Raw genomic sequence first — 14,121 nt, forward strand, 5'->3', positions numbered from 1 at the left:
TACTACCTTAACTGGCCAGCACGTCATCCCTCCGCCCTCCTACCGGTCCTCGCATGTCATCCCACGAAAAGCGGCGCACCTGGCTGGCCGACCAGCCCCTCCAGCGCAAGATCGTCTTCGCCATCGGCGCACTGCTGGCCTTGTTCGTGGCGGCCAGCATCGCCAACCTGGTATCGCTGCACCGCGAGAACGACACCCGCGCCTGGTCGACGCACACCTATGTGGTGCTGCTCACGCTGGCCGAGGTGGACGACGATGCCCAGGCCCGCCAGGTCGCCTCGCGCGGCTTCATGCTCAACCAGGGCGATAGCGAGTGGGCCGACTTCGAACAGGCCGACCGGGAACTGGGTGCGGACCTGGAAAAGGTACGCCAATTGACGGCGGACAACCCCCTGCAGCAGTCGCGCCTGGACCGTGTGCAGGAGATGCTCGACCGCTGGAAGACGGAAATCATCAGGACCGGCCTCGAGCCCATGCGGGCTATCGGTGCGGCGGTGACGCCCGAAGCCGCGTTCGCGCGGGACGGCATCCGCCGCGAGTACTTCGCGCGGCGCACCGTACTGATGAGCGACATCCGCAAGCTGGTCGACGAGATGTCGTCGACCGAGCGCACGCTGCTTGAGCAACGTAACCGAGCACTGGACGACGTCCTCCAGGCCACGCTCTATATCAACATCATTTCCCTGGTGGCCTGCCTGCTGTTCGGCATGGCGGTCATCGCCATGACCTTCCGCCTGATCACGCGCCCCATCGTCCGCATGACCGAACTGATGACGCGGCTGGCTGCGCACGACCATGACATCGAGGTGCGCCAGCTGACCCGCCGCGACGAGATCGGCGAGATCGCCCGGGCGCTGCAGGTGTTCAAGGAGATGTCCATCGAGACGGCCGGCCAGAACTGGCTGAAGTCGGCGGTGACCGCGATCTCCAACCGGCTGCAGGTGGCCACCACGTACCGGCAGTTTGCCGACACCCTGCTCGCCGAACTGGTCCCCACGCTGAAGGCGGGGGTCGGCGTGTTCTACGTGTTCCGCGAAGACACCTCCACCCTGGAGATGCTGGGTAGCTACGGCTTCCGCCAGCGTCGTCATGTCACTACGTCGTACGCGCTGGGCGAAGGCCTGGTCGGCCAGGCGGCGCTCGGCCGTCAAGCCATTGTGTTGCAGGACGTGCCGGACGACTACACGCGCATCCATTCGGGCACGGGCGAGGCTTCGCCGCGCAGCGTGGTGATGGTACCCGTGCTGTCCCGTGACAGCCTGCTCGGCGTACTGGAAATCGCCAGCTTCGATCACCTCTCCCCGATCCAGCAGCGCCTGCTGGACGAGCTGATGCCAATCGTCGCGCTGTCGCTGGAAAACCTGTCCCGTGCCCTGCGCACCAGCACCCTGCTGGAACACACCCAGACCCAGGCCGACGAACTGCGCGCGTCGGAGGAAGCCCTGCGCTCGCAGCAGGAAGACCTGCGCACGACCAACGACGAGCTGAAAGCCAGGACCAACGAGCTGCAGGAACAGTCGCAGCGGCTGGTCGCCTCCGAGGAGGAACTACGCGTGCAGACGGAGGAACTGCACGCGTCCAACGAGGAACTGCGCGAAAAGGGCGTGACCCTCAACCAGCAGAAGGACGCCTTGCAGGCCCTGCAGCACGAGACTCAGGAAAAGGCCGAGGAACTGGCCCGCGCCAGCCAGTACAAGTCGGAATTCCTGGCCAACATGTCGCACGAGTTGCGCACGCCGCTGAACAGCCTGCTGATCCTCTCGCGCAGCCTGGCCGACAACGACGAGGACAACCTCACCGGTGAGCAGGTGGAATCGGCGCGGATCATCCACGATGCCGGCTCCAACCTGCTGCGACTCATCAACGACATCCTCGACCTGTCCAAGGTGGAGGCCGGCAAGATGGAACTGATGGTCGACACGTTCCCGATCGCGGACCTCGCGCGGACGCTCGGCCGTACCTTCAACCACGTCGCCCAGGAAAAGAAGCTGGCGTTCGTCGTGGACGTGGCACCCGACCTGCCGGCGACCATCCGCACCGACGGCGCCAAGCTGGAACAGGTGGCCAACAACCTGCTCAGCAACGCGTTCAAGTTCACCTCCAGCGGCACGGTGGCATTGCGCATCTCGCGGCCGGCGCCCGATGCGTCGCTGCCGGCGGGCCTCGAGGCCACCCAGGCCATCGCCATCGCCGTGACGGACTCCGGCATCGGCATCCCGGCGGACAAGTTCCAGCGGGTGTTCCATGCCTTCGAACAGGTGGATGCCAGCACCAGCCGCCAGTACGGCGGCACCGGCCTGGGCCTGGCCATCTCGCGCCGCATCGCCGAACTGCTCGGCGGAGACATCACGCTGGTCAGCGAGCCGGGCAAGGGCAGCACCTTCACCATCCTGCTGCCCGAGACGGCGCCCGACACCGGCGTCGTGGCGGAGCCCGTCCCGCGACAGCAGGCCGCGGCCGAGGCCACGCTGCCGCTGTCGCCGGGGTTGCTCGCCGAACACATCGACGACGACCGTCGTGCGATCAACCCCGGCGACACCACCATCCTGGTGGTGGAAGACGACCCGGCGTTCGCGCGGATCCTCGCCGACATGATCCACCGCAAGGGGCACCGTGTGCTCGCCGCCGCCGATGGCGAAACCGGCCTCGCGCTGGCGAAGCAGTATCGTCCCACCGGCATCCTGCTCGACGTGATGCTGCCAGGCATGGACGGCTGGACGGTGATCGAGCGACTGAAGGGCGATGTGGCCACGCGGCACATCCCCGTGCATTTCATCTCCGCCACGGACGATGCCTCGCGCGGCCTCGAACTGGGCGCGGTCGGCTTCCTGACCAAGCCGGTCAGCCGTGAGTCGATCGGAGACGCCTTCGACCGCCTGCTCCACTTCGCCGAAGGCCGCACGCGCCACCTGCTGGTCGTGGACGACGACGCCAGCGCGCGCGCCGCGGTGCGCATGCTGCTCAAGGACGACATGGTGATCATCGAGGAGGCCGCCTCCGGCGAGGAAGCGCTCTCGAAGACCGGCGACACGCCCTACGATTGCATCGTGCTGGACCTGGGCCTGCCCGGCATGTCCGGCATCGAATTCCTCGAGCGGCTGTCGCGTAGCGGGCATACCCCACCGGTGGTGGTGTATTCCGGCCGCGACCTCAGCCGCGAGGAGAGCATGAAGATCCGCCAGTACACCGACAGCATCGTGGTCAAGGGCGCCCGCTCGCCGGACCGCCTGCTCGACGAGGTCAGCCTGTTCCTGCATTCCATCCGGCACGGCGGCAGCGCGCGCAGCGAGGCGACCTCGGCCGCGGGCGGCGTCGACGAGGCCGACCTGCGCGGCCGCCGCCTGCTGCTGGTGGACGACGACATGCGCAACCTGTTCGCGCTGTCCAAGGTGCTGCGGGCCAAGGGCGTCGATGTGGTGATGGCCCAGGACGGTCAGAAGGCCCTCGACACACTGGACAAGGACACCGGCCTCGAACTCGTGCTGATGGACATCATGATGCCGGTGATGGACGGCTACGAGACCATGCGTTCCATCCGTGCCAGACCCGCGGTGGCCAAGGTGCCGATCATCGCGCTGACCGCCAAGGCCATGCGCGGCGACCGCGAGAAATGCCTGGAAGCCGGCGCCAACGACTACCTGTCCAAGCCGATCGACGTGGACCGCCTGCTCTCGATGATCCGCGTGTGGCTGCCACCCCGTGGCTGACATGGACATCGAGGACATCGAGATCCAGCTGTTCGTACGCGCCATGCAGCTGCGCCACGGGCACGACTTCAGCGAGTACGCCCCGGCGTCGCTGAAGCGTCGCGTGCAGCAGCTGGTGCGCACGCACGATGCCGGCAGCATCAGCGAGCTCAACCGCCGCCTGCTGCACGAGCCGGGTTTCCTGGCCAAGGCCATCGAGGGGTTGTCGGTGCCCGTGTCGGAAATGTTCCGCGACCCGGCCGTGTTCCGCGTGCTGCGCGACAAGGTGTTCCCGGTGCTGGCCTCCTACCCGGAGATCAACATCTGGCAGGCCGGCTGCGCCTATGGGCAGGAGGTGTACTCGCTGGCCATCCTGCTCGAGGAGGCCGGCCTCTACGAGCGCTCGCGTATCTACGCGACGGACTTCAACGACGCGGCGCTGGTCACCGCTGGCGAAGGCATCTACGCCACGCGCGAAGCGCGCGACTGGTCGCGCAACTACCTGGAAGCCGGTGGCCAACGCTCGCTGAGCGATTACTACAGCGCCCGCTACGACTTCATCAAGCTCGACGGCCGGTTGCGTCGCAACGTCACCTTCTTCAACCACAACCTGGTCACCGACGAGGTGTTCTGCGAGGCGCACCTCATCCTCTGCCGGAACGTGCTGATCTACTTCACCAACGCCCTCCAGGACCGCACGCTGGGCCTGTTCCGCGACAGCCTGGTACGGGGCGGTTTCCTCTGCCTGGGCACGCGGGAGAACATCGATTTTTCACCGGCAGCCACCGGCTTCTCCGACGTCGACCACGGCCTGCGGGTTTACCAGGTGGGCGGCAACGGCGCGAGGCCCCTGACCCGATGAACACCTACCAGGCCATTGTCATGGGTTGCAGCGCCGGTGGCTTGTCGGCCCTGCAGCGGGTGCTGCCCGGGCTGGACAAGCGGTTGGCCGTGCCGGTGGTGCTGTGCTGCCATACCGGCTCGGCCGATGTCTCGCTGCTGGTCGAGCTGCTGTCACGGGTCAGCGCGCTGCCCGTGGTCGAGGCGCAGGAGCGCGCGCCGGTGGACCCGGGCGTGGTGCATGTCGCCCCGGCGGGATATCACCTGCTGGTCGAGCCCAACCTGCACTTTTCCCTCAGCATCGACGCCAAGGTGGCCTATGCGCGCCCTTCGATCGACGTGTTGTTCGAGACGGCGGCGGACGCCTGGTACGACACCCTGGTGGCGGTCCTGATGACCGGGGCCAATTCCGATGGCGCGAACGGGCTTGCCGCCGTGCGCCGCGTCGGTGGTTACGCCATCGTGCAGGACCCCGCCACGGCGGAAGCACGCGCCATGCCCCTCGCCGGCATCGAACGTGCCGGCGCCGATGCCTGCCTCGATCTCGACGCCATCGCCGAGCGACTCAACCAACTGTGCCTGCCATGAAGCCGACCCGCCCCAAGATCCTCGTCGTCGACGACACCCCCGCCAACCTGGTTGCCATGCGTCGCCTGCTGGCCCGTGCGGAGGCCGACGTGTTCGAGGCCGCCAGCGGCAACGAGGCGCTGGCGCTGTGCCTGGATCACCGTTTCGCGCTGGTGCTGCTGGACGTGAACATGCCGGAGATGGACGGTTTCGAGGTGGCGGAGCTGATCTCGGAAAACGATCACCTCAGCGAGACGCCGATCATCTTCGTCACCGCCGCCTACGCAGACGACATCAACCGCATCAAGGGATACTCGGCCGGTGCGGTGGACTACATCGCCAAGCCGATCAACGACGTGATCCTGCAGTCGAAGGTGAAGATCTTCCTCGAACTGTATCGCGCACGCGCCCTGCTCCAGGATGCGCTGGACGAGTTGTCCACGCGCAACCGGCAGTTGACCGACGAAGTGGCCGAGCGTGCCCGCATGGAGCAACTGGTGCGCCACCAGGCCACGCACGACGCGCTTACCGGCCTGCCCAACCGGCTGCTGTTCCGCGAACGGCTGGAAGGCACCATTGCCGAAGGCAATAGTGGCGGCACGACATTCGCCCTGGCCTATATCGACATCGACGGCTTCAAGGCGGTCAACGACGGGCATGGCCATGCCGCGGGCGACGAACTGCTCAAGGCCATCGCCCTGCGCATCGATGCACGCACGCGCGGCACGGATACCGTCGCACGGCTGGGCGGCGACGAATTCGCCGTGCTGCTGCACGACACCGGCGACGCCACCGGCGCCCTGGTGCGCTGCCAGGCGCTGTGCGACGCCATTGCCGAGCCCTACACGCTCACCGTCGGCGACGTGCGCATCCCGGCGCGCGTCGGCGCCAGCATCGGCGTCACCCTGTTCCACCCCGGCGAGGCCTACGACGAGATCGTCGCCATCGCCGACGGTGCGATGTACGAGGCCAAGCGCAGCGGCAAGAACCGCTGCGTGATGGCCTGATGTCGGCGCCTCACGCCGGTGTCGCATCGCGCCAGCCGCGCGGTGCGAGCGTGGCCAGGAAGGCTTCCAGCACGGCACCGCGGTAGCGCTGCCGGTGCAGCAACAGCGTCAGTGTGCGCCGCAGGTCGAGGAACGGCGTGGGCAACACCACCAGGCGCCCTGTGGCCCGCGCATCGGCGATCGCCACCTCGGGCAGGCAGGCGATGCCGAGCCCCGCGATGACGGCCTGCTTGATCGCCTCGGCCTGGTCCAGTTCGAGCACGGTACGCCCTTCGGGCAGTTCGGCCAGCGCCCGTTCGCTCAGGGCGCGCGTGGCCGAGCCGCGCTCGCGCAGCACCCAGCGCTCGCCGGCGAAATCCTCGCGGCGCAACCGTTTCTTTCCCGCCAGCGGATGCCCCGGTCGGGCACAGACCACCAGCCGGTCGTCGCGCCAGGGCCGCGCCTCGATGGCGGCGTGCGTCACCGGGCCTTCGACGCAGCCGATGTCGAAGTCGTGGTCGAGTACGCCCTGCGCGATACGCGCCGTATTGGCGACGCCCAGGCGCAGGGCGATGCCGGGATGGATCGCCGTGAAGGGCCCGAGCAGCTCGCCGACCAGGTAGTTGCCCACGGTGTTGCTCGCCCCGATACCCAGCTCGCCGGTGAGTTCGGCGACGTCGCCGGCGGCGCGCCGGCCGAACTCCGCGTGGCGTTCCACCAGTTCCTGGGCCAGGGGCAGCAGCTCGCGGCCACGATCGTTGATCCGCAGGCGGCCGCGCTCGCGCACGAACAGCGCGGCGCCGAGCTGCCGCTCCAGCTCGGCCAGCGCCATGCTGGCCGCCGGCTGGCTGAGGAACAGGCGTCCGGCGGCCGCGCGAACGCTGCCGGAAAGAGCGATGGCGACGAATACCTGTAGCTGGCGCGGACTGATCGCTTGCATAAGCTTCACTTATACGCTCGATAAGGCATTTTCAATATCCTTATCGAACCAGCAACGTGACAATGCGGGCCAGTCCAGGAGTCATCCCGATGCCGGTTCGTTCCGCCACCACCCCGTCGCGCCTGCCCGGCGTCCTTCTCGCCGTGGCGGTGGCCGCGGTCGCCTTCGGCCTCGGTCGCCTGGTGCCGCTCATCGGCGGTGCCGTGTTCGGCATCGTGCTGGGCATCCTCGTGCGCCATGTCGCACCGCCGCCCGCGTCGTTCCAACACGGTATCCGCTTCGCCTCCAAGCAGGTGCTGCAGTGGTCGATCATCGCCCTCGGCTTCGGGCTCAGCCTGACCCAGGTGGCGCATACCGGCCTCGAGTCGCTGTCGGTCACCCTGGTGACGGTCACCGTCGCCGGCCTGGCCGCCTGGGTACTGGGTCGGTTGCTGCGCGTGCACGACACGCTTCAGGTGCTGATCGGTGTCGGCACCGCGATCTGCGGCGGCTCCGCCATCGCCGCGGTGGTGCCGATCATCAAACCGGACGAGCACGACACCGCGTTCGCGATCTCCACGATCTTCCTGTTCAACCTGGTGGCGGTCCTGCTGTTTCCGCTGCTGGGCCACCTGCTGGGCTTGTCCGACCTCGGCTTCGGCCTGTGGGCGGGCACGGCGATCAACGACACTTCGTCAGTGGTCGCGGCCGGTTACAGCTTCAGCCACGCCGCGGGCGACTACGCCACCATCGTCAAGCTGACCCGCGCCACCCTGATCATTCCGATCAGCCTGGGCATCGCACTGATCGTGGCGTGGCGGCAGAAGCGCAGCGGCGCCAGCGATTTCAGCCTGGCCCGGATCTTTCCGTGGTTCATCCTCTGGTTCCTGGTGGCGTCGGGTATCCGCACGGCCGGCCTGGTGCCCGAGGCGCTGCTACCGATGATCCACTTCGTGGCCGAATGCCTGATCGTGCTCGCGCTGACCGCCATCGGCCTGTCGGCCGACCTGCGCCGTATGGCGGCGACGGGCCCACGCCCGATCCTGCTGGGCCTGGGCGTATGGGCTGCGGTGGCGATCAGCAGCCTGCTGGTGCAACACCTGATCGGACGCTGGTAACCGGTGCGTCGGCGCCGATAGCCGCGAGCAGGCGCAGGTTCAACGCGTGTTGCTGGGCCTGCCAGGTGGCCAGGCGTGCCTCGTCGATGCTTTCCTGGCCGTCCATCGCGCTGAGCTTGCGCTTCCACCAGCTGGCGTAGGTGTAACGGGATATCTCACCCGTGACATCGCTGCCGATGACGCGGCCACGCAACATGGCGAGCATGGCTTCGCCACCGGACTCGCTGAGCGTGCCCTGGTCCCAGTTGGTCATGGCCACCTCGGGTGCATAGGCGTCCTTGTCGATCGACAGGTACACCGGCTCGGTGCTGTGCGCCTGCAGGGAGACGAAGGCATCCACCATGGCCTGGCTGGTCGGGAACGCGCGGAAGCGCGCACCCAGCCCGATCGTGTCCGCCCAGCGCGTATCCACGCCGGTGGACCAGTAGGTGAGCTTGCCGGCGCGCAAGGGGCCGAGGTAGTTCTCCCAGGCATGCTTGCGGCCGATGTCGCTCGAGGTGATGCCGACGACATGCACGTGGCTGACGCGCGGCAGCATGGCGACCCGGCGTACCCACGAGCCGCAATGCACGCCGAAGGGAAACCGCATGTTGTCCGGGTGATTGTCCAGCACCACCACCTGGAAGCCCGAGGTGCCCGGCACGCGCTGCACGAGCGGCCAGGTCAGGTGGTGGAAATCGCCGCTGCCGAGGAACACGGTGCCGTGCTCTCGCGGCAACGTGTCGCGGAGGTCGGCGGCGAAGCGACGCAGGGTGGACAGCGAACAGCCGAAGCGGATCGCTTCCTCGCATTCGCGCAGGGGCAGCACCAACCGGCCCGGTAGTGCGCCGACGGACCCATCCAGGTCAAGTACGACGGGCTTGTGCATCCGCGGCCTCCCACTGGCTGTCGGTTTCGAAGCGATGGGCGAAGCGGCGAAGCACGGCGCGCAGCAGCGGCTGGCGCACGAACACGGCGTGGCGGGTGAGGTGGAAGCGCGCGCCCAGCGACGCCTTGACGGCGGGGTCCGTCCAGCCGGCGACATAGAACCGCAGGCCCCGCTGGAGCGCAAATTCCAGGTTGACGAACCAGCTGACGAAATAGAGATCCAGCTCGCGCGCCGCCGGATAGGCAAAGCCCACGTACTTGTCGAGCAGCTTGCCGTCGTGCTCGTAGCAGAGGTTCCAACCGATCAGCTCGCCATCCACCCGGTAGGTAAACACGTGGCCACCCGGGTCGCGTAACACGGCGGCGAAGAACTCACGCGACAGTTTGTCGAAGTGCACGTCGCTCTGCGCGTAGACGTTCTCGAACAGCGCGTAGAAGGCATCGACGGTATGGTCCGCGGCGAAGGCCTCGCCGGTGGCGAGCGTGTCCACCTGGAGCTTCTCGCGCGAGCGAAGCTTGCGTCGGAGGTTCTTCCGTCGCGACGCCGAAAGGCGACCGAGGTAATCGTCGATGGAGGTGAAATCGATGGGCACATAGGCTAGTGCCTGGCCCTCGACGATGATGTAGCCGTGCTCACGCGCGGCCTCGATGAAGCGCCGCGTCCATGCGCGATCACGTACCGAGGTCAACGGCGAATCCACCGCCAGGTCCTTGACGATCAGCAGCGGGTGGTCGGCGCCGAACGAGCCCGCCCAGCCAGCCGCCACGACGGCGGGATCGCTGTGCGCGTCGAACAGCGAATACTCGGACACGGTGCTGCCCGCGAAGCAGGTGCGCGGCGTGAGCAGGCGTTTGATCAGGGACTGGAAAGGCATGCCTGCCACGCGCCGACGCAGTGCATCGTCGGCCGTGGTCAGGAGGTCGAACGGTGCCACGAACAGTGGCGACCCGTCGGCGGCGCGGAGCGGGACGAACCCGTGCGGCGGATGGCGTTCGAAGTGCCCGAGCAGGGCATCCGGCTCGAGCTGGTTCACGAAGGCCATCGCCGGGCGACCGGTTATCCGCCGCGCTTGGCCAGCGTCAGCAGCTGGTCGAGCAGTGCGATGGCCAGGTCGATCTCGTCGTGGCTGATGTCGAGCGACGGCGCGAACGTGATCACGTTCTTGTACCAGCCGCCGACGTCGAGCACGAGACCGATCTTCTTGCCCTGGTGGGTCAGGCCGCCAGCCAGGCCGATGTCGACCATGCGGTCGAGCAGCGCCTTGTTCGGCGTGAACCCGTCGTCCGTGCAGATCTCGGCACGCAGCGCCAGGCCCAGGCCGTCGACGTCGCCGATTTCCTTGTGGCGCTTCTGCAGGTCGCGCAGGCCGTCGAGGAAGTGCTTGCCCTTCTCGGCCACGCGCGTGCCGTAATCCAGCTCGTAGCCCATCTTGATCACTTCCAGGCCCAGCGCGGTACCGAGCGGGTTGGAATTGAACGTGGAGTGGGTAGAGCCCGGGGGGAAGATCTCCGGATTGATCAGTTCCTCGCGCGCCCAGATGCCGGACAGCGGATTGAGGCCGTTGGTCAGCGCCTTGCCGAACACCAGCACGTCGGGGTTGACGCCGAAATGCTCGATGGACCAGAGCTTGCCGGTACGCCAGAAGCCCATCTGGATTTCGTCGACGACCATCAGGATGCCGTACTTGTCCAGCACCTTCTTCAGGTCGATGAAGAAGTTCTTCGGCGGGATGACGTAGCCGCCGGTGCCCTGGATCGGCTCGACGTAGAACGCAGCGTATTCGGCCTCGCCGACCTTGGGATCCCACACGCCGTTGTATTCGGTCTCGAACAGGCGCGCGAACTGGCGCACGCACTCGTCGGAGTATTCTTCCGGCGTCATGCCCTTCGGGCGGCGGAACGGATACGGGAACGGAATGAACTGCGCGCGCTCGCCGAAGTGGCCGAAGCGGCGACGGTAGCGGTAGCTGGAGGTGATCGACGAAGCGCCGAGCGTACGGCCGTGATAACCGCCCTCGAAGGCGAACATCAGGCTCTTGCCGCCGCGTGCGTTACGCACCAGCTTCAGCGAGTCTTCCACCGCCTGCGCGCCGCCCACGTTGAAGTGGCAGCGGCCGTCCAGGCCGAACTTCTGCTTCGCGTCCACCGCGATGGTCTTGGCGAGTTCGATCTTGCCCTGGTGCAGGTACTGGCTGGCCACCTGCGGCAGCAGGTCGATCTGCGCCTTCAGGGTGTCGTTGAGGCGCTTGTTGCCGTAGCCGAAATTGACGGCCGAGTACCACATCTGCAGGTCGAGGAACGGGATGTTCTCGCTGTCGTAGATGTAGCTGCCTTCCGCGTGGCGGAAGATCTTCGGCGGGTCCACGTAGTGCACGGTGTCGCCGAAGGAGCAGTACTTGGCTTCGTCGGCGAGCAGCGTCGCATCGTCGATCACGACCTGCGGGTTGCGGGAAAGGATGTTCATGCGGGGAGTTCCTGGGAGATCGTCGCGTGAAGGGGAATGACGGTGTGCGGCGGGAGGCGACCAGCGAGCAGTTCGGGGAGCAGTTCGCGGGCCTCGTCGAAGCTCGCGATGGGGGCGTAGGGAATGCCGGCGGCGCGGCAGTGTTCGATCAGGCGGTTCTTGGCGAAGACGAAATCCACGCGGTCCGCCGCGCAGAAGTCGGACGCGCCGTCGCCGATCAGCAGGGTCTTGCCGCCCCGCGCGTTGGACGCTTCCACGCGGGCGCACTTGCACGTTCCGGCACGGCAACCCGACACGCTGTACGGCGAGGTCAGGCTCCAGTCGCGCTGGCCACTCTGCACGAGGTGGTTGGCGACCGTGGGCAGGGTGTCGATGCCGTGGTTGGCAAGAATCGCGTGGATGGCGTGGTCGAGGCCGTCACTGACGATCTCCATGGGCACGCCATGCTGGATGGTGGCGGCCACGAAACCGGCGAAGCCCTGGTCGATGCGCAGGCTGTCCAGGTGTCGGGCCAACTCGTCCCGGCTCATGTCCAGCAGGGCCACCTGCCCGGCCATGCACACGGCGGAGCCGATCAGGCCCGCGCGCCAGTCGCGTTCGAGTATTTCCCAACCCGGACGCCCGTAACGGTCCAGTAATGAGTCGATGACGTCCTCGACGGCGATGGTGCCGTCGAAGTCGCAAAGGATGTTCCAGGAGGCGGGGCTCAGCACGTCGGATGCGCCGGTGGTCAGGTTGGAAGAAAGGCTAATCGCACATCCTTTCGAAGCCCTTTCCCGTCACCGAAGCATGTCGTAAGGTAGCGTGCGGCATGATTTGCACGTCCCACCGAACGGCTTCCCTCCCATGCGTAGAACCTGCCTCGTCTTCCTGGCCGCCCTGCTGGCGGCAGCCTCCGTGCATGCTCAGGAGGACGGCCCCACCTACGCCCTCGGCGCGGGCGTGCAGCGCATGCCCGCCTGGATGGGCGCGAAAGGCGATCGCAACCAGCCCATTCCGTACATCGATATCGATCTGCCCGGCAAGGGCGAACTGTCCACGGCCGACGGCCTGACCATCGACCTGCTGGACGGCGAGCACTGGCACGGAGGTTTCTACGGCAACTGGCTGTGGGGACGCACGCACAACGATCTGGGCGCACTGGGCGGCAAGGTGGCCTCGCTGTCGCCACGTTTCCAGGGTGGCGGCTACCTCGAGTACGTGTTCGACAAACGCTTCAGCGTCGGCAGCCACGTCGCGCACGATACCGACGGCGCAGGCGCCTATGTCGCCGTGTACGCCGACTACAAGCTGCCGAACGTGTGGTACATCGAGCATTCGCTCGAGTTGCAGGTCGGCGGCATGAACGGGCCGGCGATGCGCCGTTTCTTCGGTGTCACACCGACCGAAGCGGGCAACCTGGGCACGCGTTCATGGCAACCGGGTGCCGGCTGGCAGTCCGCCAACCTGGAGTACGACGCGTTCGTGCCCACATCGCAGCACACGGGCTTCGCCGTAGCGATCTCCTATGGCCGACTGTACGGCGACGCGGCCGCGAGCCCGCTGGTGAAATCGTTCGGCTCGGCTCGTCAGGTCACCGAGACCCTGGCCTTCGTCTATCACTTCTGATCGTTTCTAGAACGGCTCAGCGGTCGTCGCGCGTCCAGATGGCGCCATCGGTTTCCTGCACCGGGAACACCGTCACCGGTTCGTAGGCGGGGGGACAGGTGACCGCGCCGGTGCGCAGGTCGAAGCGCGCGCCATGGCGCACGCATTCCACCTCGAAGCCCAGCACAGGACCGCCGGCCAGCTCGCCGCCGTCGTGCGTGCACACATCCTCGATGGCGTAGAGCTGGCCCTCGATGTTGTATACGGCGATAGCGGTGTCGCCATCCCAGACGACCCGGTGTTCGCCCGGCAGTAGTTCACCGCGCGTGCCGACGCGCACCCAGGTGTTCATGCCTTTACGTCCTTCACCAGATATTCGAAACGCAGGTCGTCACGCTGCGGCAGGCCGAAACGTTCATCGCCATAGGGAAAGGGCTTGGTCTTGCCGGTGCGCCGATAACCGCGGCGCTCGTACCAGGCGATCAGCTCGGCGCGGATGTCGATCACGGTCATCTCGACGCGCTCGCTCGCCCACTCGTCACGGGCGATGCGCTCCACTTCGTCGATCATCAGGCGACCGATCCCCGTGCCCTGCGCCGGTGGATGCACCGAGAACATGCCGAAGTAGCAGACAGGCCCCTGACGTTCGATGTAGCAGGAGGCGAGGACTTCTTCGCCCCGCTCGAGCAGGACGAACCGGCCATCGACACCGGCGAGGAGATCCTCGATCTCGGTCACGTCCGTACGTCGGCCATGGAGGAAATCGGCCTCCGTGGTCCAGCCGGCCCGGCTGGCATCGCCGCGGTAGGCGGACTCGACCAGCGAAGCGATCGCCGAGGCGTCGGCGGCTGAGGCGGTACGAAAGATAGGGGATGAAGTCATGGGCCAAGTTTAACGCCGCGACCGCGCCGCGGAACAATGCGATGTCATTCCTACAACGCGCTAGCTGGCCGAGAACTACTATTTATTCGGTTCTTCTCGATTTACCGGGGAGGAGGCGTCGGGTGGTCACCCTCTGCGCTCGGGCAGCGGCCGCAAGCGGCCGAACTCGCTCAGAGGATGACCACCCGACACCTCCCTGACGACT

13 protein-coding genes are annotated in these 14,121 nt (G+C 66.9%); 6 read left to right on the plus strand and 7 right to left on the minus strand.

Annotated features, from left to right (window positions below; translation table 11 throughout):
- Window positions 1–53 precede the first annotated feature (53 nt).
- Genes ACVKN3_RS18915 through ACVKN3_RS18930 form a run of 4 tightly spaced genes read left to right on the plus strand, consistent with a single transcriptional unit; the run spans window position 54 to window position 6,100 of the window.
- Window positions 54–3,707, plus strand: a complete 3,654-nt coding sequence (locus ACVKN3_RS18915; RefSeq protein ID WP_354516181.1) for a response regulator — start codon at window positions 54–56, stop codon at window positions 3,705–3,707.
- A 1-nt stretch (window position 3,708) separates the two neighbouring features.
- Window positions 3,709–4,548 carry a CheR family methyltransferase gene (locus tag ACVKN3_RS18920; protein ID WP_285406479.1) on the plus strand — a complete coding sequence of 280 codons (840 nt, stop codon included), beginning with the start codon at window positions 3,709–3,711 and terminating at the stop codon, window positions 4,546–4,548.
- Window positions 4,545–5,114, plus strand: a complete 570-nt coding sequence (locus ACVKN3_RS18925; protein WP_285406478.1) for a chemotaxis protein CheB — start codon at window positions 4,545–4,547, stop codon at window positions 5,112–5,114. Before ACVKN3_RS18920 ends, ACVKN3_RS18925 begins: the two co-directional genes overlap by 4 nt.
- Window positions 5,111–6,100: a diguanylate cyclase domain-containing protein gene (locus ACVKN3_RS18930; RefSeq protein ID WP_285406477.1), complete on the plus strand. Its 990-nt coding sequence runs from the start codon at window positions 5,111–5,113 to the stop codon at window positions 6,098–6,100. Before ACVKN3_RS18925 ends, ACVKN3_RS18930 begins: the two co-directional genes overlap by 4 nt.
- A 10-nt stretch (window positions 6,101–6,110) precedes the next feature.
- Here the strand turns inward: ACVKN3_RS18930 and ACVKN3_RS18935 are convergent, their stop codons facing one another.
- On the minus strand, window positions 6,111–7,019 hold the full coding sequence (locus ACVKN3_RS18935; protein WP_285406505.1) for a LysR substrate-binding domain-containing protein: 909 nt from the start codon (window positions 7,017–7,019) through the stop codon (window positions 6,111–6,113).
- Between the two features lie 89 nt (window positions 7,020–7,108).
- Here ACVKN3_RS18935 and ACVKN3_RS18940 point away from each other — a divergent pair, with 89 nt between their 5' ends.
- Window positions 7,109–8,116, plus strand: a complete 1,008-nt coding sequence (locus ACVKN3_RS18940) for a YeiH family protein (RefSeq protein WP_285406475.1) — start codon at window positions 7,109–7,111, stop codon at window positions 8,114–8,116.
- Here the strand turns inward: ACVKN3_RS18940 and ACVKN3_RS18945 are convergent.
- From ACVKN3_RS18945 to ACVKN3_RS18960, 4 genes are read right to left on the minus strand one after another with little or no spacing between them, the layout of a single operon-like run.
- A complete protein-coding gene (locus ACVKN3_RS18945; RefSeq protein WP_354516184.1) occupies window positions 8,076–8,984 on the minus strand; it encodes an arginase family protein in 909 nt (302 codons plus the stop codon). The two genes, ACVKN3_RS18940 and ACVKN3_RS18945, sit on opposite strands and share 41 nt — an antisense overlap.
- A complete protein-coding gene (locus ACVKN3_RS18950; RefSeq protein ID WP_354516186.1) occupies window positions 8,962–10,026 on the minus strand; it encodes a GNAT family N-acetyltransferase in 1,065 nt (354 codons plus the stop codon). The genes ACVKN3_RS18945 and ACVKN3_RS18950 overlap by 23 nt, the downstream gene beginning before the upstream one ends.
- A 14-nt stretch (window positions 10,027–10,040) precedes the next feature.
- On the minus strand, window positions 10,041–11,447 hold the full coding sequence (locus ACVKN3_RS18955; protein WP_285406472.1) for an aspartate aminotransferase family protein: 1,407 nt from the start codon (window positions 11,445–11,447) through the stop codon (window positions 10,041–10,043).
- Window positions 11,444–12,157, minus strand: coding sequence for an MtnX-like HAD-IB family phosphatase (locus ACVKN3_RS18960; RefSeq protein ID WP_285406504.1), 714 nt, complete (start codon window positions 12,155–12,157; stop codon window positions 11,444–11,446). Before ACVKN3_RS18960 ends, ACVKN3_RS18955 begins: the two co-directional genes overlap by 4 nt.
- A gap of 136 nt (window positions 12,158–12,293) precedes the next feature.
- Between ACVKN3_RS18960 and ACVKN3_RS18965 the strand changes: the two genes are divergently transcribed.
- The gene (locus tag ACVKN3_RS18965) at window positions 12,294–13,055 is read left to right on the plus strand and encodes a MipA/OmpV family protein (RefSeq protein WP_285406471.1); all 762 of its coding nucleotides are present in this window, start codon (window positions 12,294–12,296) and stop codon (window positions 13,053–13,055) included.
- Between the two features lie 16 nt (window positions 13,056–13,071).
- Here ACVKN3_RS18965 and ACVKN3_RS18970 read toward each other — a convergent pair whose 3' ends face one another.
- The gene (locus ACVKN3_RS18970; RefSeq protein ID WP_354516189.1) at window positions 13,072–13,386 is read right to left on the minus strand and encodes a non-heme iron oxygenase ferredoxin subunit; all 315 of its coding nucleotides are present in this window, start codon (window positions 13,384–13,386) and stop codon (window positions 13,072–13,074) included.
- Window positions 13,383–13,916: a GNAT family N-acetyltransferase gene (locus ACVKN3_RS18975; protein WP_354516191.1), complete on the minus strand. Its 534-nt coding sequence runs from the start codon at window positions 13,914–13,916 to the stop codon at window positions 13,383–13,385. The genes ACVKN3_RS18970 and ACVKN3_RS18975 overlap by 4 nt, the downstream gene beginning before the upstream one ends.
- Window positions 13,917–14,121 lie beyond the last annotated feature (205 nt).

Source organism: Luteibacter sp. PvP120 (assembly GCF_054055715.1).